We start from the raw sequence: 24,735 nt of genomic DNA, 5'->3' as shown, positions 1-24,735 counted from the left end.
CGCTGTTCTAATTATTCTTTGTTATTTTAATTCGGTTTGAGGTTAACCTTGCGATCAAAACTAAGACCACAAGTAAATATAAAGGAAGTGAACCACTGCCCTTAGGTTTATCAATGATGGTCACTAGAATGGTGCTATTTGCACCTAAAACACCTCCTAGTTCGCTACTTAAAGTAACGCTAAAGGTTTCGTTTTGGTGAACAGTACTAACAGGTATGCTAATTGTCTTTGCTTCACTATCACCATCCGCCCAAGCGATACTGCCGCTGGTAGCTGTATATTCGCTACCCGCTTGAGCTGTACCATTGGCCGTTGCATAGTTAATGGTTAGCGGTAGGTCGCTACCGTCACTCCGAGTTATCGATAGACTAAGTGAAGTTTCCTCATTGACATTTGTGCTCGCGCTAGCAAAGTTAATAACGCCTCGACTTGGTGGTACTACTTGTATGTTTAGCTGACTATTTTGATCGCCATAGGGCGTGTCATTGGCGACGACTAGTTGTGCAGTATAGTTTCCGGCGGTTAAATCAGTCGCACGGTAAATTACTTCAATATCAACACTTGAATTTGCTGGTACTGTTATATCAGTTGCCGAGGTAATTTCTGCCCAAGGAAGATCTCCCCAGTCGCATACGCCACTTTCGCCAGAGGCGATAGCCACCGCTTTTTTAAAGGCTCTGCTCGGTGTCCATAAGTTACCTTCACAATCAATGGCCAAACCGGCTTGCTCTTCGTCTGGCAACGGATCGTCAAGTGAACCATCGCTATCAAAGTCAGTGTCTGTGGCGTAGTTTAAGCTACCAATCGGGTCGAGTTCGGGGGTTGAGGTATCTAAAATGGTAATATCTGCGGTTGGTGATTGCGCATTGCTCATCACAAATAAACTGCCACTTGAGGGGTTGAAGGCCAAGCCAGAAACGTTGAGACCCACATTAACCGAGCGAATAATTTCACCGTCTGGTTTAAATTGGTGAATTAGCATATCGACCCATGAACCGGAGTAATAGGTATTGGTTAGAGGGTCGTAAGCTAATCCTCGCTGCCCATTCCCAAATGCCGGACAAATAGTTTCGCCGGTAACGCTTAAGTTAGATGGGTCAACTTCATGGATACAGAAGTTTCCGCCTACTTGAACCTGCCATAACATGCCGGTTCTATTATTAAACGCCAAATCAGCAGCCCAGTCGATCGAGTAGCTAGATACGTCGATTGTTTGGCGCGTAGAAACGCCAGCTTGAGTAAACTGGTGTAATTTGTCTTCGGTGGTTGCATCGCCCGCCTTTACATCGCCAATCCATAAGTTGCCAGTCGCTTGGTTAATCCCAAGGCCCCAAGCAAACTTATGCGGAAAGTCGAAATGAGCAACAATTGGGGCTTCGGTTTGAGCGAGGCCAAACTGATGATAATCAGTTTTATAGCGCGCTTTTTTGGTGGTCAGCTCGTTGAGCGCTTTAGGTCCAAAAATTCGGCTACTTGGATGATAAGGCCCGCTGGCGCGAACATTTACTATGCCGTTTACTGGTGCTGCAGTTAAATTTAAGTTTGCTACTGCATCTAGGTTACCATTATTGGTTAAACTAATGCTGCTGGTTCTAATTGCAGTTTCGGCAATTTCAAAAGTCGGTTGAATTGGTGCTATTGCCAATTGACCTGCTGAAAGTGCAATACTATTGTTTAAATCAACCGCTGAAGTTGCCACGGTTACGCTGGCATAATTGTTTTTAGTTAAAGTGATTTCTTGCGGGTCGTCAGCCACTACAAATAGTTTAAAATAGCCATCGCTAAGCGCATCATCATTTGGTGTGGTTGTGCTGGTGGTAGAGCTGGATTCGGCAGCTACTTTAACACCACTTAATCCAGTCTGGGTATTTTCATCAATGACAATACCCTGTACGAAACTACCGTTAGCCGGAACGCATTGACTACCGGCAAACCTAACATTGTCAACAAGTGCGTACCAAGTCCAGACTGCATTATAGAAGTGCCAGCGTAGCTGAAAGCTGGGTGCGCCATTAACAAATGAAGTTAAGTCGACGCTGATTTGTTCTGGCTGGTTGGTTCCAGGAATTGAAATAACTTTGTTCCAGCGGTCTTCACCGACTTTAATTTCTAAATCAAAAATATCACCTAGCTGACGGTAAAGTGTGTCGAACTCTAATGTGAGTGAGGGTAGCTCAGAAACATTAAGCACAGGTGTATAAAGCGAGCTATCAGTGGCGACGCCTTGGCCGGCAGCATCACTATCAATGATTGCTGCTTCGCCACTAGTCCCTATCAAATTGGTTCGCACATCTGCGGTGCTAGACCAAATACTGCCAGAGTTTACCGCGTCATCTACGCTCCAATTATTCGGTGGAACTCCGTCTTCAAAGCTTTCTATAAAGCCGTCAACGGTATAGCCTAATGCCACACAGGAAGCGTCGACTAGCAGTGCAAAGTTTTGCGTAGTGCGATTCGCTGGGTCAAAATCGGCCGACTGATCGATGTAGCCCGCATCAATCGCTTTGGTTGTCATTTTGACTAAGGTGCCGCCAAATAGCTCGATTGAATAAGCGCCACTACTTGGATTAGTGATAGTGGTTAAAGTGCTTCCGGGTACATTTATGGTAAGTTCTGCATAAATGCCATTTCCAAGTCCAGACCCATCGCTGACTGTCCCGGTGACTAAAATTGGGGTAGAGGGCTGTAAGCTGATGTCTTGAGTCAGTTGAGCGTCTTCAGTTATATCAATGTCGGCAATTTGTTGTTCATCCCACCCGTATTTAAAGTAACGAATTTGGTAATCATTTGCCTCAGGTAGCGTTAATGTGTAGCTGCCATCTTCCGCAGAAAAAGTTTTAAAACTTCCAGACGATACCTCTACTCCAGCAATGGGGCTGCCAGATTGGTTATCGCTGACAACGCCACTAATTTGACCAGAAGCGCCAGCAACACAATCGTCGAATTTAAAGTTACCAATATAAGTCGACCATGAAGTTGAGTTATTACCGCTCGCTTTGTAGTATTCAGTCGTAAACCACATAGTGCAGTCATCGCTTGGGTCAATGCTTAAGCTCGAGTAGTCTCCCCAGCGGTTAGCCCCGGCTTGTGAGCCTTCACCAGCTTTTAATTCTGTTTCCGGTGCAGTTAATTGATCGGCTGGGTCATTTGCAGAGCGGCCGCTAAACCGAATTGAAGGAGCTAAGTCTGGTCCAGAAACACTATAAGCGACTCCAATATTACCAATTGCATCCATTGCCGCACTACCCATCCAGCGAGAGTTGCCGTCGTCTAAGTTGAAAGTGCCTTGATTTGCAATAGAGGGCGCTCCGGTTGATTCATCTAGGTCAATTTCGTACCAGCGAACTCCAGCAATGTTAATGTTAGTATCGGATCCAACTACGGTATGATTTGCAATTAACTTATGTTGAGTTCCGTTTAAATTACGGTAGGCCAGCCGAAACATTAAGCGCTGCCCAATTGCGTCTAATTTTTGGCTATTGGGTTGTGCAATACAGTTTCGATCAAAGCCACACACTGCACCACTATAGGCCGCGACATTCAGTGTTTGTTTGAGCTCAAAAGTAGCGTTTTCAGGATTGGTCCAGTCAATATTAAAATTCCACACATCAATCGTGTTTGCTGCACCACCGGCAGAAACGAAATATTGAGGCATACTTTGTGGTGGCATTTGCACACCGTCTATGTCGGCAGGCATGGGGGTAAATGCATCCGGTGAAGAGCCTTCTAAATCAATAATGACTTGTCTAGCTGGCTGCCCAGTTAACATTTTGTCTCTTTCATATACGACTGCGCCGGCTCCAGAGTAAGCGTCACCGGTAAACTGGTTTACTCCAGCAAAGTAGCCATTATGCCAAACGCCAAAGTGTGGATAATCGTTAAACTTGGTTTCACTGTAGAGAAAGTCATATAAGTAGTAAGCGCCGGTAGGATCGCCTGTTTGCGAGATAGCGATACATTGATGGTTATCTGTAAAGCTGCCATTAAAAGCGAATTGACTCACTAGCCAACGGTCTGCAGCACCATCATAAAGCACAATTGGGTCGCCTTTATTGGTCGACTCGCATAAACCGCCAAAACCTTCCCATAAACTATTAATGGCGACAGGCTCTAGTAGGATATTGCCTTGCTTATCCCAAATAGCGATGGCGGTATTAACCATTTGTACAATGTGATTGGGACCTACATCGGCGTTAGTATCCGGTGGTACTGCGCCTTGCACATTGCCAATGCCGTCAAATCCAGTACCTACAATAGGCACATTCTTTTGATAAAGTGGATTAATCTTCGTTTGAATATTCTGTTTTTTGGTATTTTGTTGCTGCTGCGAAATTAGCTTCTTAGCCATTGGATGATTACGGTTAGGAACTTCTCTAACTAAATCTATTCCGGGGACTTTTTCGCCCGACTGCTGTAATTTATTAATTCTTGCTTGAGTCAGTTTGGGGAGTGGCTGTGCCATTTGTTTAAAAGATTTACTCAGCTTAGGCTTAGCGGTAATTACAGAATGAGCCTGTAGCGTCTGTTGCTGAACCGCTTGTGGCCACTTCACTGACTCTTTATTGGTGGTTGCGTGGCCTAAAGTGATGCTTAACACGCCAGTTAGTCCCAGAATTGCGCCACATAAAAAGCGTTTCGTTTGTTTTGTCTTGCTCATTGTTTTACCTATTATTGATAAGTCGCATGAGATGGCGTTGAAAATGGTTAATTTAGTTAAAACTTTATTAAGGTGAATTGACCTTAAGCAGCATCAGTCAAACCAAATTAAGTCTTTATAACCAGCAACTTAAGTAAGATAGCCTAATTTTATATCGAGTGTACCACTGTTCGATTGAAATTAAATCAGCAAAATTCACGAGTGAGACATGGTAGCAACTAATTTGTGGCAATTAACTAGGCTTAATCGGTTTTGCTATTAATAGGTTTTGCTAATATTCGTTGAAAGTTGGATAAGTAAGCGTAAAAATAACCGCCCCAAAATAAACCACTTAATAACGTAAACCATAATGGCTGTTGGATAGTTAGTACGGTTAAATGGGTTGCGCCCCAATAAGCGAGTGGTCCAAAAACCGCGCCTAAGACTGCACCTAACTTGGCGCGACCTTCAAGCCATTGATAGCAAGGTAAAAAGCTTAAGCTAAACCAGAACCACATTAAAAAAAGCCAGTTGGGATAACCTGCAAACTGGTACAGGAAATTATGTTGTGTTTGAGGCATCTCGAAAGTAATGAGTTTGGCATACAGAAAAAGCAAATCGCTACAAATCCCTAGCAGTGAGAACGCCAGGACTCCTTTAAAGAAGCTTTTGGATAGTGCTTGGAAGTGATTTTGACAAACTAAAAAAATCCCAAAACAAGGTAAAATCCAATAGAAGTGCCAAGTCTGGCTATTGATAATAATCAATAGCCAGCCTAGTTGGAATAAAATAAAAGCTAACCAAGCAGGAATGATATTTCTCCGGTCTATGGCAAATTAAACTGAGTAAATTGATCCTTTCTCACCTGCGCCTATCATGAGTCGAAATGCATAGGAACCCGAGCCATAGGCTTGACCAAGTGAAGCTGAACATCACTAATGACTCTTTCTCTAAATCCGCCTTCACAATAACATAAGTAAAAATGCCACATACGAATAAAGTTATCGTCGAAACCCTGCTGTTGTATTTTCTCTAGATTGTGGAAAAATTGTAAACGCCACTTTTCTAAAGTTAGTGCATAGTCGACACCCATATCAAATAAATCAAGCATGCGCATATCGGTTGCTTTAGTTATGCTTTTATTTAAAGCCGTGATAGACGGTATACAACTACCGGGAAATATATAACGTTTAATAAAATCAACATCATTTTTTGCTGCTTCAAAGCGTTGGTCTGCTATGGTGATTGCTTGAATAAGCATTTCGCCTTCGGCTTTTAGTAAATTAGCGCATTGCTTAAAAAAGATATCGTAAAACTGGTGACCCACGGCTTCAACCATTTCGATGGAAACTAACTTGTCATACTTTCCGGTTAGTAATCGGTAATCTTTTTTTAGTAAGGTGATTTTCTCAGTTAAACCGGCTTTAGCAACAGCCTGCTGAGCATATTGATATTGCTCTTCAGAAATCGTGGTGGTGGTGACTTTACAGCCAAAGTTTTTAGCCGCGTAAATAGCAAAGCCAGCCCACCCGGTACCTATTTCAATAACATGATCAGATTCAGTTAGCCTAAGCTTCTCACAAATTCTTTGGAGTTTATTTTCCGATGCTTGCTGCATTGTTTCGGTGTGATGCTTAAAAATACCAGCGGAATACATCATGGTGGGATCTAAAAACTCACTAAAGAAAGGGTTACCCAAATCGTAGTGCGCGACAATATTTTTCTTGCTACCTTGTTGGGTGTTTTTGTTAAGCCAATGAAATATTTTTTTTAGTGGCGAGGTAATTTTGGCTAACCCACCTTCCATAGAATCCATGACTTGTTGGTTCACTGCAAAAAGCTGAATAACTTGAGTTAAGTTGGGGGATTCCCAATATTGATTAATAAAAGCTTCGCCAGCACCCACACTGCCGCCTAAGCTTATATACCAGTAGAACTGTGGATCATTGATTACTATTTCTGCTCGAATGTCAGTTCTTTTATTGGAATTAAATTGGTAGCATTCACTACCTTCAAAAATAACTAGCTGACCATAAGTGAGCTGCGCTAAGCGCTTATGCACTAATTTACGCAGTCGCTGGGTAAGTTTACTATAGTCTCGCTTACGTTGTTTTGAAGCCAGTCCAGAGGCAAGTTGTTTGACAGATAAACCATCGTTCATTTTTTATATCCTTTCGAGCTAGTTTCAATTAAAGTGTTTTGTTGATGTGAATAAAACGGAATTCTTTTTAGCCAAAGTCGAAATGCTTGCCAATAAATTGCGGCTACAACCTTAAAACCCATCAATGGAAATCTGATGAGCGCCTTAGCTAAGTTTCTTGAGTTGATTTCTTTTTGATTTAATTTTAAGCAGGCATCAAATACATGTTCACCGTGGGCGAAATTTTTCATTACGATAGCCAGTTTTTCTTTAGGGTGAGTAAAGCGCCACTGATATTGCATGTCCATTGGAAAAAAAGGTGAAACATGAAATGATTTATCAAAAGTCGAGTTAACTATTACAGCGTTAGTGCTTTTACTGTCGTCGCAGGTAAGTACATAACAATGTCGCTCATCCCAAGGTGTGTTGTTAATTTGTGCAACAACAAAGTCAACTTTGGTATCGGTTTTGTTAAAGCAGTAGTAAAAGGTAACTGGATTAAAACAACCGCCAAAATAACTTAAATGAGTAAGCATTCTTATTGGGCCTTGAGGTTGTTGAGAAATTTTACTCTCCACCATTTGTTTAACAGCTTGTTTAATGTTTTCCTGTTCATTGCAAAGGTAGTTTTTAGTATGCAGCGCGGCAATGTTGGGTCGGTTAAATGACCAAAAAAGAAAGCGATCAAAAAGTGTTGGCATTTCATCTAAATCAATGTACATCATAAACATAGAGTAGCGAAAAGCATGCAGTTTGGGTTTAAATCGACGATGTAAAATTTCACCAAAATAGATTTTACTTTTCATTTTTTATCACTTTTTCAAAATCGTTAAGCGCTGCTAATGCGCTAACCACGCCATCTTCATGAAAGCCATAGCGCCAATAAGCGCCACAATAGAATGTTCTTTGGTCGCCGTTAACTAAACTGTGCTTGGATTGAGCATTGACGCCTTCGCGTGTAAAAAATGGGTGCATATAGTCGATTGTTTTAATTATCTTATTTTGGTCAATGGCCTCGCTGTTATTTAAAGTTACACAAAATGTCTGTTTAGATTGCAACGACTGCAATATGTTCATGTTATAAGTGAGCGCGACTTGATCTTTATCTTGTTTAAGTAAGTGATAGTTCCAAGCTGCCCAGGCAAGTTTCTTTTTTGGGAGTATACTCGTATCAGTATGTAGTACTGCTTGATTGTAACTGTAAGGTATCGCGCCAAGTACTTCTTGCTCTAAAGTCGATGGTTTTTCTAACATGCTTAAAGCTTGATCGCTATGGGTGGCAATGAAAACGTAATCATAGCTTTTCTCTATACCATTACTTGTAAGATAAACGAGATCATTTTCTCTTCTAATTTTTGTGACCGGAGAAGAAAGCTTAATTTTGTGTTTATGCTCTTTTATTAGCGGGCTTAAATAAGAGTTAGAGCCATTTTTTATAACATACCATTGTGGTCGATCGTTCACATTGAGCATGCCATGATTATGGAAAAACTGTACAAAAAAACGCGCAGGAAAATCAAACATGCTTTGGTGATCGGTAGACCAAATTGCCGCGCCCATCGGTACTATATAGTCGTGAATAAAGCCTTCGGTATAATTGTTTTTCGATAAATAGCTGCCTAACGATATTTGATTTTGGGTATCTTCTAGTAGCTCTAAAGACTCGCTGTTAAAGCGTAAGATATCTTTTATCATGCGCAGAAATCGCGGTCTGAATAAGTTGCTACGTTGTGCAAACAAGCTATTTAGACTGGTTCCATTATATTCGAGTCCAGAGCGCATATTCTGAACGCTAAAACTCATATCGCTATGCTGATAATCAACTTTTAACTCTTTAAGCAATTGAATGAAGTTAGGATAAGTTTTTTGATTAAAAACGATAAACCCTGTGTCAATTCGGTGGTGCTCACCTTGATGCTCTATATCATGGGTGTGGGTGTGCCCGCCAATATAATCTGCTGCTTCATAAACAGTAATATCATGTGCTTTGTTCAGGTGGTACGCCGCCACGTTGCCAGCAATTCCAGTTCCTACGATGGCAATTTTCATTGGGGTAAAGTTCCGTTAAGTAATTTGGCTGCTAAACCTGCTGGAAGAAAAGAAATGAACTTTAAAAGTAAAGTGAAACGTTTCGGAAAATGAATTTCAGTTTTCCCTTTGCAAAGTTGTTCAACAATTACTTTACCCGCTTTTTCACTGCTAATTATTGACGGCATATCGAAAGTGTTTTTATCGGTTAATGGGGTTTTTACAAATCCCGGACAAATCCAACTTACCTGGATATTCTCTGGACGGAGTTGAATTTTTAGACCTTGAAATAAGTTTCTAATGGCCGCTTTACTGGCGGAATAAGCCTGTCCTGTGGGTAGTCCATGCCACGCCACGCTGCTACTCATTCCTACTAGGAGCGCCGATTTAGAGCGGCGTAATTCCGGTAGCACTGCTTGAACGCCTTTAACCATTGATAAATAGTTGGTGTTTATCATATTTTCAAAAGGCTGGTAGTCAAAGTTATGAATATCGATATACTCGGCATTACCGGCAATTAGTATGACACAATCGATCCCGCCAAATTTTTGTACCGCTTTGCTTACGATAGCTTGATTAACCTGTAGTTGAGAAATATCACCGTCTGCTATTAGTACATTGTCTGATTGACCAAAAGCCTGCTCAAGTTTTGTTAGCGTTCTTGCGGTAACTACGACGTTTGCGCCTTGCTGAATTATTTGTTTAGCGACATGAAGCCCAATACCAGAAGACGCGCCGGTTATCCAAACGGTTTTTCCTGTGAAATTATAACTCACTATAATTGCCTCTTAATCATTCGAATAATCTTTCCAATTAGCGGCAGGTGCTCGTAGAGCATTTCACCCGCATCAAAATAGTCATGGTGCTTGCTAATTAATCCTTCGTTATCGAGCGTTAGCAGACTAACGCCGCGTACTTGATTGGTCATACCCGATTTTATTTTTGGGTGAGATAAATGCATTGTCCAGGGGAGTGAGACTTGATTGTTTTGCTGAATAGCCGTTTGAAACTCGAAACTAATCGAGTTTACGTTGGCATAAAGTTCAATAAAGTAAGCCTTTAGCGGCTCGATACCATTAACTCGATGAAAAGGATCAATAAACTCAATTGAAGGCTGGTAAATAGATTCAATGGTTTCAATATTATCTTTACTTAATTGATTATATACCCGCTTAAAGTTTGCAATTGCTTGTTCCAGAATAAGTTGGTTTGAGTTTTCATTGTCGTTTGATTGAAGTTGCTTTATTGATTCACTTCTCATTTAAAGCCTCCATTTTTAACTTAACTTTTGGCGGAATAGGTTTTAAGTCCCAAACTAATCCTACACTGCTCATTGCTTTAAGCAGATAAAAAGTAATATCAATTTCCCACCATTTAAATCCCTGTCTAACGGTACCTGAGTAGTAATGATGATTGTTATGCCAGCCCTCGCCTAATGTAATTAGCGCAAGAATAAAATTATTCTTGCTATCATCTTGAGTCTCAAAACGGCGAGAACCAAACTTGTGGGCCAGTGAATTTATCGTATAGGTGGCATGATAAAGCACGATCGTAGAAACAAAAAAACCCCAAATTAGCATTTGCGATGCATTGGTTTTTAGTTCCGGAAAGTAGCTGGCGAGTAATGCACCAAACAGATACAGCGCGAATGCCAGTAACGCTGGAATCAGCATGTCGAAGCGGTCGAGCCAACGTAACTCTTTGTATTTGGCAAAGTCTTTGATACGGCTAAGCTCAGTGGAAAAATTTTTATCAGCTAAAAACCATAGAGTATGACTCCACAAAAAACCTTTTTGCCGTGGTGAATGCGGATCGCTTGCCAAATCTGTATTGCGATGATGGTTGCGGTGGTGTGAAGCCCACCACAAAGGACCACGCTGTGCAGCACTAGCCGCGACGCAGGCAAATAAAAATTGCACCACTCGGCTGGTGGCGAAGTTCTTATGTGAAAAGTAGCGATGGTAAAAAGCCGTGATTGCAAACATGCGTACGAGGTAAAGCAACACGCACACCCAGAAAGCAGCCCAGCTAAAACCAACATAAAAGGGGCCGACAATTGCCACTAGGTGCATTAAAATAAACGGAATAATCCGAGTTAAATTAATCGTTTCTGTATCTTTTTGGGAGAGCTCACTCGTATCGAACCAGGCTCTAACCGCAATTAACTGAGTTTTCAGTTTAGCTAGCAAGGTGAACACATTTAAATGACGCTTCTTCATTGTGGCAGACAATCCTGTTGTGGGAGCAATTTGCGCATGACGATTTGAATGGAGCCAACATTTATACCCCATTTTGTCATTTGGGTTGTACCCATTAATGTTCGCGGTTCAATCAAATGCAACCAGTCATCCATGTTAATATGATAGTTGCTATCTTCTGTTGCCACATCAAGTACGTAAGTTAAGTGTAAACTGTCTCCAAAAATATTGCCTTTGGCTTTGCCTACAACGTCTCCCGCGGTACCTATCCAGGTTTGGGATTGTCGCGAGAAAGTCCAAACTCGAGTTTGTTTTTCACCGTCGTCAAACTCAAATGATTCATCAAGAACAACTAGCCCCTTTTGTTGCGTTGCAACGATGTCTGCAATAAATTTACGCTCCACTTGGCCAGAAGAACTTTTTACCAGACCCCAAGCGCAAATATTGCCGTTAAAAAAATCGGCAAAATCTAATTTAGGCGACTTGCTCTTGTAAGTTTGCTCATTGATAGAGCAAGCTGAAAGTGTAACCACCAATAATAAAGTCAATATTCTCATGCTGTTCGCTCTGGGTGTTGTTGATTGTTAGCTGATAGTTGTGTTTTACGCGATTGGTCAATTCTTAGATCAGGCTAGTAGTGAAAATAAGTAAAATAAAAAGAGTTGGGGAATTGCGCTTATTGGTGATCCATTAGTGCGAGTTTACGTAGATTAGGTCATGTATGTTTAATGAGTCAAGAGAGCGTGTTATATGCTGCAATCAAGACAACAGGCCGATAATCTAGTATATTTGCCGTTATCTCAAACACCACAGCGGCCAACGAAAATGCAGTCTGTACCAACGGCAGAGGAAAATTCAGCTAAGATTTGGGCTGAGCACTTGCGAGCAATTGCCAGGCAGCGCGATAAGGCTTCCTATCAAGCTATTTATTTACATTTTGCGCCTAAAGTTAAAGCGTTTTATCTTCAAAAAGGTTTAAAGGCGCAAGCAGAGGAATTAACCCACGAGGTTTTTCTTAAAGTTTGGCAAAAAGCAGAGACATACCAGGCGAGTAAAGCGCAGGTTTCGACTTGGATTTTTACCATTGTAAGGAACTTGCGGATTGATTATTTACGTAAGAAACGAGTAGTTGAAGTGAGTGACGAGGCAGTAGAAGAGACTGGTGAAATTGCCGCTCATATGGAGCAAGTGCATCAACAGAGAACTAATCTTCAGCTCAAAGATATTATTAACGAGCTAAACGAAGAGCAAAGAAACGTTTTGCAAAAAGTTTATTTTGAAGATAAAAGCCACCAAATTGCGGCCGATGAGCTAAGCATGACGGTGGGCGTTGTAAAATCTAGAATTAGAAGTGCGTTAAAAATACTGCGCTCGAAAATGGGCGGAGAAAGCTTATGAAACATCATCCTGATATTGATTTATTACTAAAGTACAGCAATGGACAATTAGCCCCGGCGCTTTCTATTGCAATTGGTTTACACCAGCAAGAATGTGAAACCTGTCAGCAGCAAATTCAGCAAATTGAAGCGGTTGCCGGTTCGCAACTTGATCAGGTTGAAGGCGCGCAAGTGAGTTTAGATGACTTTGAAAAACTGTTTGCTAGAGCTGAAAGTTTAGATTGTGCACCGCTAATTGATGATGGTGAAGCTTATGCTATAGCCTCTGACGACCGTCCTCTTTTTGAAAAGCTAGGTCAAAGAGATTTTTCAGATATTAAATGGCAACGATTGTCCTTTAATATTTGGCGTAGCAAAGTTGATTTTAATGATGGCCAGCATGCTATTGAGCTATTGAAGTTTGCTGCCAACACAAAAATTCCCAAGCATACCCATACAGGCAATGAGTATACTTTTGTATTACAAGGAGACTTTAGTGATATCGCAGGAGAATACCCAGAAGGTGCCTTTATCGCGCAAGACGGTCGGCATGAGCACCAGCCAGTGGCTGGCAAAAATGGCTGCATTTGCTTAGCCATTACTGACTCGCCGTTGAAGTTTAGCGGTGCCCTAGGTCCAGTTCTTAATTGGCTTAACCGTTAAGTTTAATTAAGCTAAGTGGCAGGCTTAAAGACTAATCAAAGTGAACACAAGCCGCTAAATGCGGCTAGGCAGATTGATTTTTGGCAGTTTTAAAGGTCTCAATGGCGAGCTTTCTAGACGCTTTTAAGTCCACTTGCATGCGAGGATAGTTAGCGAGTTGGTTGCTTTCAAAGCGGTGAATCGCCTTTTTATCAACAGATTGTAGCTGCGGCAACCATCGTTTAATAAAAGTGGCATTAGGGTCAAAGCGTTTTTGCTGAGAAGCAGGATTAAACACCCGAAAGTAAGGCGCCGCATCAGTGCCAACAGAAGCACACCACTGCCAGCCACCATTGTTACTAGCAAAGTCGTAGTCAAATAAATGTTGCGCAAAAAAGGCTTCGCCTTGACGCCAATCTAACCATAAATTTTTGCAAAAATAACTTGCCACGACCATTCTTAATCGGTTGTGCATCCAGCCAGTAGTTAAAAGTTGCTGGATAGCCGCGTCGACGATTGGGACCCCTGTTTTTGCTTGGGTAAATTCTACATAATGCTGTTGGTTTTTAGACCAGTTAATTTGCTTGTCTACCGGATTAAATGCTTGGTTTTGGCTAACTCTGGGAAAATGCCACATCACCGCGCGATAAAAATCGCGCCAGACGAGCTCATCTAGCCATTTTTTTGCCTTACCAGTACCAATTTGTTGGGCACTAAAAAAGCATTGTTTAACGGAAATTGCGCCTACCGCTAGCCCTACTGAAAGTTGTGAAGTTCCGCTAACACTGGGAAAGTCTCGCTGATCGGCGTAGTCAACTAAGTCTTGATGAATAAAATCCTTCAACCGAGCCGCTAAATGTTTTTCTTTAATCTCCGGTAGCTGGGGCGTTGTTGGGTTAATTTTAGGTAAATTTTTAATTACCTTAATACCCTTTAACTGCGGTAGTTTTATGCTGGCTTGTGGTTTAGGTGTTGAGTTAACAATTAATGGAGAAACTTGAATTAGTTCGTAAAATTTTCGAGCGAACGCCGAAAATACTTTATAGCCATTGTTTTCAGCATTTGTCACTTCCCAAGGTGCGACCAGTGAGTCGCCAATGCAGCGTTGACAATCTACCGAGTCAGGCAATGAGTTAACTACCTGTTGGTCACGTTGACGCTCATTGATAGGGTATTCCATATTAAAGTAAACTTTACTCACTGATAACTGCCCGCAAAGTGAGTTAATAATAGTACTAGCGCTGGCATAATCTTCACTATCGATAATAATCAGTGGGACTTGTAATTGGCTTAAGGACTTTTCTAAGTTTTCTAATGCCTGAAGAATTAGCGCCTGTTGGTTAAGTCCCACTAAATGCTCAGTCCATTGCTTTTGGCAAAGTAAGTAAACCGCAACAGTGGGGACGTCGCTATTCGACATAGCGCGCGCTAAAGCGGGGTTATCAGCAACCCTCAAATCATTTCTAAACCAGACTAATTGGTGCACGATTTTATCGTTCCTTAAACGTTTAAACTAAAAGGGCTGAGGCTTGGTGCAAGCCGTTATAAATACAACGGCTATTGCATGACTACTCTGATAGCAAGTTCTTTAGGGTAGGGATTTAAAAACGACTGCTGGCTAATGTATTCATTAGGGTGGTTTTTAAAATGATGCTTTAATAAGGTAATTGGCGCCAATATTGGTTGAATACCATCATGATAATCCATAATGCACTTAGCCAGCTCGGTACGGTCGTCAGAGGCAAGCTCTTCTTTTAAATAGCCTTGTAAATGCATTAAAACATTAGTGTTATTGCGCCTGGTTGCCGGCATCTTTAAAGCTTGCATCATCAGAGAAATGTAAGATTCAGCGATTTCCTGAATATCGCCGGTGTTCGCTGATGCCACTAAAGGACCAAGCTCTCGGTAAATCTTTTGGCAGTGAGCGAGTAAAGTAAACTTATGGCGAGCATGAAATTGATAAAGCGCGTTGGCATCTATGCCCTTAGACTGAATATCTTGCCATTCTTTATAGACATAAATTCTTTTAATAAAACTATCCCTTAACAGCGGATCATTGAGTCGCCCATCTTCTTCAATTGGTAAATTAGGAAACAACTTAGCTATTCTAGCTGCGTAAATGCCCATTCCTTTTTTTTCTGACTGGCCGCTTGCATTATAGACTTTGACTCTTTCTGTGCCACAACTTGGCGAGGCTTTGCAGAAGATATAGCCACACATTTGTTTGATCGAGTCACTATGTTGGTCGGCATAGTCGCTCAGTGCTTGAGTGAAGTCGCTACCATCGTCTTCAGAAAATACTGCCCGTGGAGACTGAATATCGCCAACTAAACGAATGGTTTTACGTGGTGTTGGCAGCCCAATGCCAACTTCGGGGCATAGCGCGACAAAATCAAACAGTTCCGCCAATTCGTTTTGGCAAAACTTATTGTTTCTATGTCCGCCGTCGTAGCGTACTTTAGCGCCTAAAAGACACTGGCTAATACCTACTTTAATCATTTATTGCTCCCTAGCTCAGCATTACGGTATTGGTCATGTATATTTAAACAATCTACGTAAATAGAAATATTTAGATCGCTTCACTGGCCAATCTAGTTAATTGGGTCCGGTTTGGTGCTGGTGTTTGTTTTATTTTGATTATTTTTTTGTGCCTCTTCTCGTTCTTTCGGTGTGGGAAAACGGTTTGGAACTTCATATGTCTCAGTGGCTACTTGAAGTGGAGTAATGGCTGCCGCTTGAGAGAGCGGTTGCGACTGTTTTGGCGCAACTTGACTAACACTTGAAGTGCCTATGATTGCTGCTTGAGGCGCTGTTTGCGTGCTATTTTCAGTGGGAGCCTCTTTCTCTGAGTGCGAGTCTTCAGAGCTAGAACAGCCAAGCACAGACAAGACAACAGTGAACAGTAAACCTAAACGAATCAATATAAGCATGAGACCCCTCCTTATTATTAATTGTTTTAATAGTCTAGTCGGATAATTAGTGAATTCAAAGGTCTAGTTAATACTTTAGGCTGCTTAGTTAAGAAAAAGTGGGCTGATTAGGATAAATAGGGAATAATATATTCGCTTTCGCGTTGCATAGTGTGAAAAGTTACTCATAGTCGCGTCAGTTTTTGGGTACAATCGACCGTTGTAAAATGGACTTCAAAACAACGCCTCAGCGCGTTTTTTAACTAAAAAGAAATAAAGTTTGAAAAGTATTCAGCAGGGATTAAAAATTTTAGCGCTGTTTTTGGCGATTATTTGGGCAATAGAACTGCTCAACATTTTAACTGATCGTGCTTTAAATAGCTTTGGCCTTTATCCGCGTCGCCTTGACCATTGGTATGGAATATTTTTCGCCCCCCTACTTCACCATGATATTGCACACATTGTTGGCAACAGTATACCGCTGTTCGTTTTGGGCGTGCTGGTATATCAAACCGGCAAATTTTGGCAAGTAACCGCAATGGTTTTTTTAGCAAGTGGCGTTATCGTATGGTTAATTGGACGACCTGCATTTCATATAGGGGCATCTGGTGTTGTTTTAGGTTACTGGGGGTTTCTGATTGCTAATGGATTAGTGAATCGCAGCTTACGAAATCTATTGTTAAGTATTGTTACTTTGCTAGCTTACGGCGGAATGTTGTTTAGTTTAATGGATTTTAGGCAATTTATTAGTTACGAAAGCCACATTGCCGGCTTTATTTGCGGCGTGATTGCTGCAAACCGACTGAAAACTCAATAAGGAGAAAATATGAGTGAAATTTGGGCCGCTGCGGTCACCTATCCAACCGCCATATTCACCACCATTAACTTGGTGCTTATAGGCTTTTGGTTATTAGTTGCTTTCGGTTTATTTGATATTGAGTTTTTAAGTGTCGACCTAGATATTGATTCTGAGTTGCAACCATCAGTGCAAAATATTGGCGGATTCGCGGGTCTGTTAAGTACTTTAGGGTTGACCGGAGTGCCTATTACTATCGTTTTCACTATTGTTAGCTTTATAGCATGGCTGCTGTCCTATATTGGGGTCTACATTGGCTTGTCTTGGAATGAAAATACCTTTATTCAAATCATACTAGGTAGCCTATTACTTATTGCAAGCTTTGCATTCGCACTTCCTATTAGCGCTCAAATAATTAAACCAATGCGCCCACTTTTCCGCCAGTTATACGGTGACAGTGGCGTAAAAAATTTAATTGGTGCTCAATGCAAAATTCGCTCGAGTCGCGTCGATGAAAATTTCGGAGAGGCAAGCTGTGATATTGATGGCGCTAATCTGATTGTAAAAGTGAGAGCCGAAAAAGGCCAACAGTTAGCGACTGGAGAGCTGGTTAGAATTATCGATTTTGACCCGCAGCAGAATACTTACTTTGTCGTTTCTGAAAAAGAATTTAATCAATAACATTAAAAATTTATCAATTTATTTGCCGAGGGATATTTATGGAAAACTTTGTTTTATTAACAGCGGGCATATGTATCGCAATTTTATTAGTCGTTGTGCTATTTATTGCGTCCGTTTATAAAAAGGTTCCGCAAGGATATGCGTTAATTGTTAACAATATATCGAGCAAACCTAAGGTCAGCTTTACTGGCTCTATTGTTATACCTGTGATTCACAAAATGGAAATAATGAAAATATCATTAATCACCCTTGAAGTTGATCGCCGGGGTAAAGATGGTTTGATTTGTAAAGATAATTTGCGTGCAGATATAACCGTTGCTTTCTATTTACGAGTGAATGAAACACAAGACGATGTACTTAAAGTGGCTAAAGCAATAGGCGTGGATAGAACCGCTGATAAATTGGCCGTTAACGAGCTTTTTAATGCTAAGTTTTCTGAAGCACTAAAAACCGTTGGTAAAAAAATGGATTTTCTCGAGTTGTTTGAAAATCGTATTATGTTCAGAGAGAAAATAGTTGAAGTTATTGGTGATGATTTAAATGGTTATGTTCTAGAAGATGTGGCAATTGATTATTTAGAACAGACACCCAAGTCTAACTTAGACCCCAGCAATATTTTAGATTCTGAAGGAATTCGGCGTATTACCGAAATTACCGCTTCTAGAAATGTTGAAACAAATCGATTAGAAAAAGATGAGAAGCTCGCCATTACTAAAAAGAATGTTGAAACGAAAGAAGCGCTTTTAGCACTAGAGCGTCAAGAGGCTGATGCGGTTTCTAAACAAGAGCGAGAAGTTGAAACGATCCGAGCAAGAGAGCAAGCAGAAACTAAAAAAGTTCAGTTTGAGGAAACGTTAAAATCAGAAGAAGCGCGCATAGTCACTGAAGAGCAGATAGCTATTCGTGAAGAAAATAAAATGCGCCAAATAGAAGTTGCTGAGCAAAACAGACAGCGAGCTGTAGTGATAGAGCAGGAAAAGGTAATTAAAGCACAAGAATTAGAGCGGGTTAATCGTGAGCGTGAAGTTGAACTTGAAACCATCAATAAAGAGAAAGCGCTTGAAGTGGAAAGAAAGATTATTGCACAAACAGTGAGCGAAAGAATCGCTGTTGATAAAAAAGTTGCAGAAGAGCAAGAGCGAATTAAAGAGGTTCAGCAGGTTTCTGAAGCTGAGCGTGCGAAACAAGTTAGAGTATTAGATGCGCAAGCTGCTGCCGATGAAGACATGATTAAAACAATTAAGCACGCAGAAGCGGAAGAGAAGTCTGCTGAATTTAAAGCGAAAGAAATTAACATGCTCGCTCAAGCTGAATTAGAAGCGTCGTCTAAAAAGTCAGAGGCAGCCAAAAAAGAAGCTGAAGGAAAGCAAGCTCAAATAGCAGCCTCTGGATTAGCTGAAGCAGAAGTTGTTTTAGCGCAAGCAGATGCTAAAGAAAAGCAAGGCTTGGTTGAGGCGAGAATAAAAGAAGCGCATGCATTAGCGCTTGAAAAAGAAGGGTTAGCGCAAGCCAAAGTATTAGAAGAAAAGCTCTCTGCAGAAGCTAAAGGTCAAGAGGAAATTGGATTGGCCGAAGCTAAGGTTAGTAAAGAAAAAGGTATGAGCGAAGCCGAAATTATTATGCAAAAAGCTAAGGCTGAGGCACAAGGCTTAATAGAGAAGTTTGCGGCGATGAATAATATGAGCGTAGAAGCGAGAGAGTTTGAAGAGTTTAAAATGCGCTTAGAGGCTCACCTAAAAGAGGAATTAGCAAAAGTTGATGCAAGCCAAATTGTTGCTAAGGATCAGGCTAAAGTGATTGCGACTGCCTTAGAGAACGCAAAAATCGATATTGTCGGTGGTCAAGGAGATTATTTTGATAAATTAGCCAAAGGCATGGGAATGGGTAACGCACTCGATGGATTTTTAGATAAGTCTCCAGTCGTTTCGTCATTGCTAGAAAAGTTTTTGGGAGGAAGTTCAGATACAAAAGATGTAACGCCAGTTTCTAGCAGCGAAAAATAATCGCGTTGAAATAAGGTAATTTTTTGTGTGTAGTGATTAAAGGAATATTGAGTGGCTGATAATCAAGAAAACGCGATAAGTCGAATAGAACAAGCTGTTGCTGAAGGCGGTGCTTATGAAATTATTTATAAGCGCTTAAAAAAACAAGGTGAACAGCTGGCTGAACACACTAGGCAGCTAAATAAAGCACGCCAGAATGAGTTTGGTAGCACCGAAATGCAAGTTTTAAATCGCTTGCGTATTCGAACTGAAAATAATTGCGAAGCAAGAGACTTAGTACTTGTTGGTGAGTATGTATTGTTTGGCTATAATGCTTTTCTTGGGCTGCGTAAAGAGACTAAGCTAGAAGATGTTTTTTCAGTTTATCGACTAAATCAACAGGATGACAATCTCGATCTTGAGCCAGTCAATATACAAAAAACATTTTTGAATGACCAAAGCTTTATTGGTGATTTTAAAGAGTTGTATGCTTACTATAAAGACACCTGTTTGTCGCAACTAGTAGTCAAAGATGGAAAGCTCCTCGCAGCATTCAAGATTGGTGAAAAGCTGTCAGATTTAAGAGTATTTCGTTGGAGTATTTCGCCAGATTTATCCAAAGTCGAGTATATTGATAATCGCGGTGAGAGAGATATTGAACTTCCGGCTAGCCACGACTTTGAATGGGTAGAGTCTCATCGAGATGATGTGGTTGCTGGCAGGCACCCGCACATTAATATTTTAGACAGTATTTTTATTGATACATTAAATTCATACCTCACAATCAAATTAGAAAATAACACTGATACAGGTCAAGGTATCTATTCAGAGCCTGTCGACGATGCGACTCAAAGTTTGGATGATGCAGAGTTTTATTTTAGTGAAGTAGGTTCGCTAATCTTACTAAAGATAAAGCCATACCGAGAACAAGAGTGGCGCTACTTAGTTTTTAACCGTAATACACAGCAAGTTACTCGAATTGATGCCATTGGTGACTCTTGTGTTCGCTTGCCAGAAGATCACGGTTTAATGTACCCCGGTGGATACTATCTTACGACAGGTGAAGTAAAGGCGTTTGACCATAATTATCAGCAATTAAAATATAAACGAACCATTAAGTCGCCAAATGGTGAAGATGTTTTATTTGTATTCTATCAACCTCAATCTAATGTGATTGGGTTGTATGCTTATAATTTGATTTCCAAGAGCTTACAAAACCCATTATTTGGTCACGGCTACGGTTTTTATCCTGACGGAAAATTAATTATTTTTTATGCTCAAGAAGAAGCAACCAGAGTACATCCAGTACAAATATGGCAAACCCCTTTTTTCTCAGACGACTATGCAAGCAACCAAACTGCTAGTCAAAGTTTTTTTGGGAAAATTGGAAACTCAGATTTAGTTAGAGGCATTTCAGAGTTATTTTCGATAGCCAAACTAGTCACTAGTAGTGATGTTTCTTCGGCGCACTTTGACGATCTGGGAAAACGTAGCCTTAAAATATTTGATAATTTTCATTGGCTTTCAGATGCGCAGTTAGATGCAGTAAAGAACTGCCTTAAACAAATACATGAAACTTCTCAACTTGTGATTGATGAGTATGAAAAAGTTACTAGTATCCAAAAGCAGTCAAGTAAAGCGTTGCGCGCCGCTCAAACGCATCAAGCCGAAATTGTTCGTGATGTTGAAAGTGAAAATTGGCATAAAATTAGTGATTTTATGCAGGCGATTGGTCGTTTAAGGCAGCAGCGTGGCCAACTTATTAGCTTGAAAGAGCTACGCTATATTGATACAGACAAAATTGAGCAGCTTCTTGAGCAGGTTGATTCGACAGAAGACAATTTAAATAAAAGGACAGTTGAATTTCTTTCAAGTGACGAAGCCTTAAAAAGTTATTTTGACGATTTAGATGCCATTCAAAGAGAGCTAAGTACAAAGCAAAGCGTTGCAGAATTAAAGCCATTGCTTGTAGCAATGGAAGATATGTCTACTTCGCTTGATTTGTTGTCTGAATTAATGGCAACGCTTAAAGTATCAGATGCCACATTACAAACACGCATTGTTGAGTCAGTTTCTGAAGTTTATAGCCTGCTTAATCAGACGAAGGCGAAACTGAATAAACAGCAGAAAAATTTTGGCGCTGAAGAAGCTGCGGCTCAGTTTGCGGCTCAGTTTAAACTGCTCTCACAAAGTGCTGAAAATGCATTAAGTCTTGCGGATACACCAGAGCGCTGCGATGAGCAGCTTACTCGGCTGCTCTCTCAATTAGAGGAGTTAGAAAGTAGTTTTGGTGATTATGAAGAGTTTCTCGATGCAGTGCTAACTAAACGAGATAACATTTTTGAAACTTTTGAAGCGCACAAGCTAGCGCTGTTAGAAAAGCAGCAGCGCAAAGCTCAATCATTATTTGATGCCGGTAGCAGGATTATAAATAGTGTAAAACGTAGAGCTCAAAAAATTTCTGATCAAGACAAGCTGAATAGCTTTTTTTCTTCAGATAGTTTAATTACTAAAGCTAAGCAGATAGTCACACAGCTTTTTGAGCTAGAAGATTCAATTAAAGCCGAGCAGCTCAGCTCACTACTAAAGTCTACCCAAGAAGATGCAATTAGAGGGCTTAGAGACAAGTCAGATATTTATGAGGGTGATGGCAAGATCATTAAACTTGGTCCCAAACACAAGTTTAGTGTTAACACTCAAACTCTCGACGTAACGCTGTTGCCAAAAAATGATCATCTATATGTACATTTGGTTGGCACCAATTTTTATGAGCAGATTAGTCACTCAGAGCTCGAAGATTTAAAAGCGTTTTGGAATATGAGCACTTATTCTGAATCAGAAAATGTTTATAGGGCGGAGTTTTTAGCTTTTCAAATTCTTAATGATTGCATTAATAATAACCACGGCTATTCATGGGAAATGCTGCACGCAGCAACAGTTGACGAAAGTAAGTTATTGAAATTAATTAAAGAGTATATTAGTCCTAAGTACCAAGAGGGTTATTCTAAAGGGGTGCATGATCACGACGCTGCTAAAATTTTAGTACCACTGGTGAATAGTTTTTCTTCCGCAGGGGTATTAAGGTATTTGCCTCAAGCACGTGCTTTAGCGGTAATTTATTGGTCTAATTTTCAAAGCGAAGAGCAACAAGCCCTTTGGCCACAGCGAGCGCAAAGTGCTAAGCAAATGAAGGAGATTTTCCCAAAAAATACTGGTTTTGAAAATCTTACTAGAGAGGTTTTTGCCGCGCTCAAGTCGATGGCACAAGAATACGACTTTAATTTAGACGACACGATTATTGGCTCAGCCAGCGAATACCTGATAGCAGAGCTAGCAAGTCAACCAGTACAATTCTCGGTGTCTAAATATGGGATAAGTTTATTTAACGACTTTAAATTACATTTAGAGACTCATAGTGCATGGAATGATTTTAGTCGTACTTTAAAGTGCTTAGAAAAACAAATTGGGAAACGCTGGGATTTTTCTAAGCAGTGGGTTGAGAGTTATTTGTTAGAGTCTAATAAGTCCGACTTAGCCCACTTTGTGCCCGAAGTGGTCATGCTCCTAAATGCAAACTCATTAATTGCAACTAGCGTATGCCAAGTTGATTTGAGTTTTAAAGTTGATGAGTTGTTAGGGGAGCATAGTCGAATTAATAACCAAACACTCGATATTACTTTGGACGATTTTTTACACCGCTTAACCTATCACTGTAATTTAATAGTACCCAAATTTCAGCGTTACTTAGAGCTTAAACAGAAGGTGACTCAAGAGCAAAGAAAAACATTAAGAGTTCATGACTTCATACCAAAGCCATTAACTTCTTTCGTGCGTAATAGACTGATAAACGAAGCTTACTTACCAGTAATTGGCGATAACTTAGCTAAGCAGATAGGTACCCTAGGTGATAAGAAAAGAACGGATCTAATGGGTCTGTTAATGATGATTTCGCCTCCCGGCTACGGTAAAACCACATTAATGGAATACGTGGCGAGTCGTTTAGGGCTTGTTTTTATGAAAATTAATTGTCCGTCAATTGGTCATGAAGTTACTTCAATCGATCCTGCTCAAGCAACAAATAGTGCCACTCGGCAAGAGTTAGAGAAGCTCAATTTGAGTTTAGAAATGGGTAATAATGTCATGCTATATTTAGATGATATTCAACACACTAACCCAGAATTTTTGCAAAAATTCATATCACTTTGTGATGGAACCAGAAGAATTGAAGGGGTATGGAAAGGCGAAGCAAAAACCTACGATATGCGTGGTAAAAAATTCTGTGTGGTTATGGCGGGTAACCCATATACTGAGTCTGGTGAGCTTTTTAAAATTCCTGACATGTTAGCCAATCGTGCTGACATCTATAATCTAGGTGACATGTTAAGCGGCCAAGAAGAAATCTTTAATATGAGTTATATCGAAAACTCGCTTACCTCAAATCCCGTATTGTCGCCATTGGCTACTAGAGACATGAGTGACGTGTATCAGTTAATTTCTATGGCCAAAGGCGGTGATGGTGCCTTGACCGATCTTAAGCACCAGTACAGTGCAGCCGAAGTGAATGAAATGTTGTCGGTTTTAAAGCGGATGTTCCAAATCCAGTCCGTTGTTTCTAAGATTAATCAGCAATATATTCGTTCTAGTGCACAAGCCGAAAAGTATCGCGATGAGCCAGCATTTAAGTTACAAGGCTCTTATCGTAATATGAATAAAATGGCTGAGAAACTATCGGCTGTGATGACCGATGCTGAGGTTGAGGCACTTATAGATGATCATTACCAAGGCGAGTCGCAGCTTCTTACTACGGGCGCTGAAGAAAACTTACTTAAATTAAAGTCGTTGCGAAATACTCTAACCCAAGAAGAATCTGCGCGTTGGAGTATTATTTTAGAGGAATTTAAGCGTGCTCAGTCTATGGGGGGAGAAGACGCCCAAGTAGGCGAGAAAATTGCGCTGCAGCTGCATGATTTAGTAAAGCAAGTTAGCCAGGTTAGCAAGTCATTGGATTTAAATGGACATCGGGAAAGTGCTAATACAGATAAAGAAAACGAATCTCTGCTGATAATAGAAATCATCAATGAGTTTAAACAGCTCACCGAGAAACTACTTCATTCGCAACCCAAAATAGAAGTTGTAAATAAACCTATGCCAGAGACAGAGAGGATCCTGGCCAGTATTGCAGACACTTTTGAAGGGAGTATTAAGCCGTTGATAAAAGTTATGGATGGAAAGCTTAATTTAGACTTAAAAACCCATGAAAAAATGGTCGATATTGAAGCAAAACTTTCGCTAATTAATGAGCAATATAAAGCCAAATAAGGTTTCTGAGTAGAGCTATTGGCGATGA

Annotated in this window: 18 protein-coding genes; 6 read left to right on the top strand and 12 right to left on the bottom strand. The window is 40.6% G+C overall.

Translation table 11 applies throughout. The annotated features are described in order from the left end of the window. Positions 1 to 7: 7 nt before the first annotated feature. From ACUR5C_RS15460 to ACUR5C_RS15420, 9 genes are all read right to left on the bottom strand, one after another. A complete protein-coding gene (locus tag ACUR5C_RS15460; RefSeq protein ID WP_454466082.1) occupies positions 8 to 4,657 on the bottom strand; it encodes a carboxypeptidase regulatory-like domain-containing protein in 4,650 nt (1,549 codons plus the stop codon). A 242-nt stretch (positions 4,658 to 4,899) separates the two neighbouring features. Continuing rightward, positions 4,900 to 5,427 (bottom strand): DUF2878 family protein, encoded by a 528-nt coding sequence (locus tag ACUR5C_RS15455; protein WP_454467880.1) that lies wholly within the window; start codon positions 5,425 to 5,427, stop codon positions 4,900 to 4,902. Positions 5,428 to 5,510: 83 nt separating this feature from the next. Further along, positions 5,511 to 6,797, bottom strand: coding sequence for a class I SAM-dependent methyltransferase (locus tag ACUR5C_RS15450; protein WP_454466081.1), 1,287 nt, complete (start codon positions 6,795 to 6,797; stop codon positions 5,511 to 5,513). Next, complete coding sequence (locus ACUR5C_RS15445) at positions 6,794 to 7,582, bottom strand: DUF1365 domain-containing protein (protein ID WP_454466080.1); 789 nt, start codon at positions 7,580 to 7,582, stop codon at positions 6,794 to 6,796. The genes ACUR5C_RS15450 and ACUR5C_RS15445 overlap by 4 nt, the downstream gene beginning before the upstream one ends. Further along, positions 7,572 to 8,825: an NAD(P)/FAD-dependent oxidoreductase gene (locus tag ACUR5C_RS15440; protein ID WP_454466079.1), complete on the bottom strand. Its 1,254-nt coding sequence runs from the start codon at positions 8,823 to 8,825 to the stop codon at positions 7,572 to 7,574. The genes ACUR5C_RS15445 and ACUR5C_RS15440 overlap by 11 nt, the downstream gene beginning before the upstream one ends. Further along, entirely contained in the window at positions 8,822 to 9,580 is a 759-nt protein-coding gene (locus ACUR5C_RS15435; RefSeq protein WP_454466078.1) for an SDR family NAD(P)-dependent oxidoreductase, read from the bottom strand. The genes ACUR5C_RS15440 and ACUR5C_RS15435 overlap by 4 nt, the downstream gene beginning before the upstream one ends. Then, positions 9,580 to 10,065 (bottom strand): nuclear transport factor 2 family protein, encoded by a 486-nt coding sequence (locus ACUR5C_RS15430; protein WP_454466077.1) that lies wholly within the window; start codon positions 10,063 to 10,065, stop codon positions 9,580 to 9,582. The genes ACUR5C_RS15435 and ACUR5C_RS15430 overlap by 1 nt, the downstream gene beginning before the upstream one ends. After that, positions 10,055 to 11,023, bottom strand: a complete 969-nt coding sequence (locus tag ACUR5C_RS15425; RefSeq protein WP_454466076.1) for an acyl-CoA desaturase — start codon at positions 11,021 to 11,023, stop codon at positions 10,055 to 10,057. The genes ACUR5C_RS15430 and ACUR5C_RS15425 overlap by 11 nt, the downstream gene beginning before the upstream one ends. After that, positions 11,020 to 11,559 carry a DUF3833 family protein gene (locus ACUR5C_RS15420; RefSeq protein WP_454466075.1) on the bottom strand — a complete coding sequence of 180 codons (540 nt, stop codon included), beginning with the start codon at positions 11,557 to 11,559 and terminating at the stop codon, positions 11,020 to 11,022. The genes ACUR5C_RS15425 and ACUR5C_RS15420 overlap by 4 nt, the downstream gene beginning before the upstream one ends. A gap of 193 nt (positions 11,560 to 11,752) precedes the next feature. Here ACUR5C_RS15420 and ACUR5C_RS15415 point away from each other — a divergent pair, with 193 nt between their 5' ends. After that, complete coding sequence (locus ACUR5C_RS15415; protein WP_454466074.1) at positions 11,753 to 12,400, top strand: sigma-70 family RNA polymerase sigma factor; 648 nt, start codon at positions 11,753 to 11,755, stop codon at positions 12,398 to 12,400. Next, on the top strand, positions 12,397 to 13,041 hold the full coding sequence (locus ACUR5C_RS15410) for a ChrR family anti-sigma-E factor (RefSeq protein ID WP_454466073.1): 645 nt from the start codon (positions 12,397 to 12,399) through the stop codon (positions 13,039 to 13,041). The genes ACUR5C_RS15415 and ACUR5C_RS15410 overlap by 4 nt, the downstream gene beginning before the upstream one ends. A 64-nt stretch (positions 13,042 to 13,105) precedes the next feature. Here the strand turns inward: ACUR5C_RS15410 and ACUR5C_RS15405 are convergent, their stop codons facing one another. The 3 genes from ACUR5C_RS15405 to ACUR5C_RS15395 all read right to left on the bottom strand — a co-directional run bounded on the left by ACUR5C_RS15405 (position 13,106) and on the right by ACUR5C_RS15395 (position 15,950). Continuing rightward, positions 13,106 to 14,506 (bottom strand): cryptochrome/photolyase family protein, encoded by a 1,401-nt coding sequence (locus tag ACUR5C_RS15405; protein WP_454466072.1) that lies wholly within the window; start codon positions 14,504 to 14,506, stop codon positions 13,106 to 13,108. A gap of 71 nt (positions 14,507 to 14,577) precedes the next feature. Then, the gene (locus ACUR5C_RS15400) at positions 14,578 to 15,519 is read right to left on the bottom strand and encodes a YbgA family protein (RefSeq protein WP_454466071.1); all 942 of its coding nucleotides are present in this window, start codon (positions 15,517 to 15,519) and stop codon (positions 14,578 to 14,580) included. 92 nt (positions 15,520 to 15,611) lie between these two features. Further along, positions 15,612 to 15,950, bottom strand: coding sequence for a hypothetical protein (locus ACUR5C_RS15395; RefSeq protein ID WP_454466070.1), 339 nt, complete (start codon positions 15,948 to 15,950; stop codon positions 15,612 to 15,614). Between the two features lie 259 nt (positions 15,951 to 16,209). Between ACUR5C_RS15395 and ACUR5C_RS15390 the strand changes: the two genes are divergently transcribed. The 4 genes from ACUR5C_RS15390 to ACUR5C_RS15375 are packed head-to-tail and all read left to right on the top strand — an operon-like array spanning position 16,210 to position 24,707. Then, the gene (locus ACUR5C_RS15390; RefSeq protein ID WP_454466069.1) at positions 16,210 to 16,746 is read left to right on the top strand and encodes a rhomboid family intramembrane serine protease; all 537 of its coding nucleotides are present in this window, start codon (positions 16,210 to 16,212) and stop codon (positions 16,744 to 16,746) included. 9 nt (positions 16,747 to 16,755) lie between these two features. Then, complete coding sequence (locus ACUR5C_RS15385) at positions 16,756 to 17,406, top strand: hypothetical protein (RefSeq protein WP_454466068.1); 651 nt, start codon at positions 16,756 to 16,758, stop codon at positions 17,404 to 17,406. 38 nt (positions 17,407 to 17,444) lie between these two features. Then, positions 17,445 to 19,409: a flotillin family protein gene (locus ACUR5C_RS15380; RefSeq protein WP_454466067.1), complete on the top strand. Its 1,965-nt coding sequence runs from the start codon at positions 17,445 to 17,447 to the stop codon at positions 19,407 to 19,409. A 51-nt stretch (positions 19,410 to 19,460) separates the two neighbouring features. Then, positions 19,461 to 24,707, top strand: coding sequence for a DNA repair ATPase (locus ACUR5C_RS15375; protein ID WP_454466065.1), 5,247 nt, complete (start codon positions 19,461 to 19,463; stop codon positions 24,705 to 24,707). The last annotated feature ends 28 nt before the right edge of the window (positions 24,708 to 24,735 follow it).

This window comes from Aliikangiella aequoris (assembly GCF_053709105.1).
Note: the sequence above shows the minus strand (reverse complement) of the source record. Positions and strands in the feature narration are given on the sequence as shown.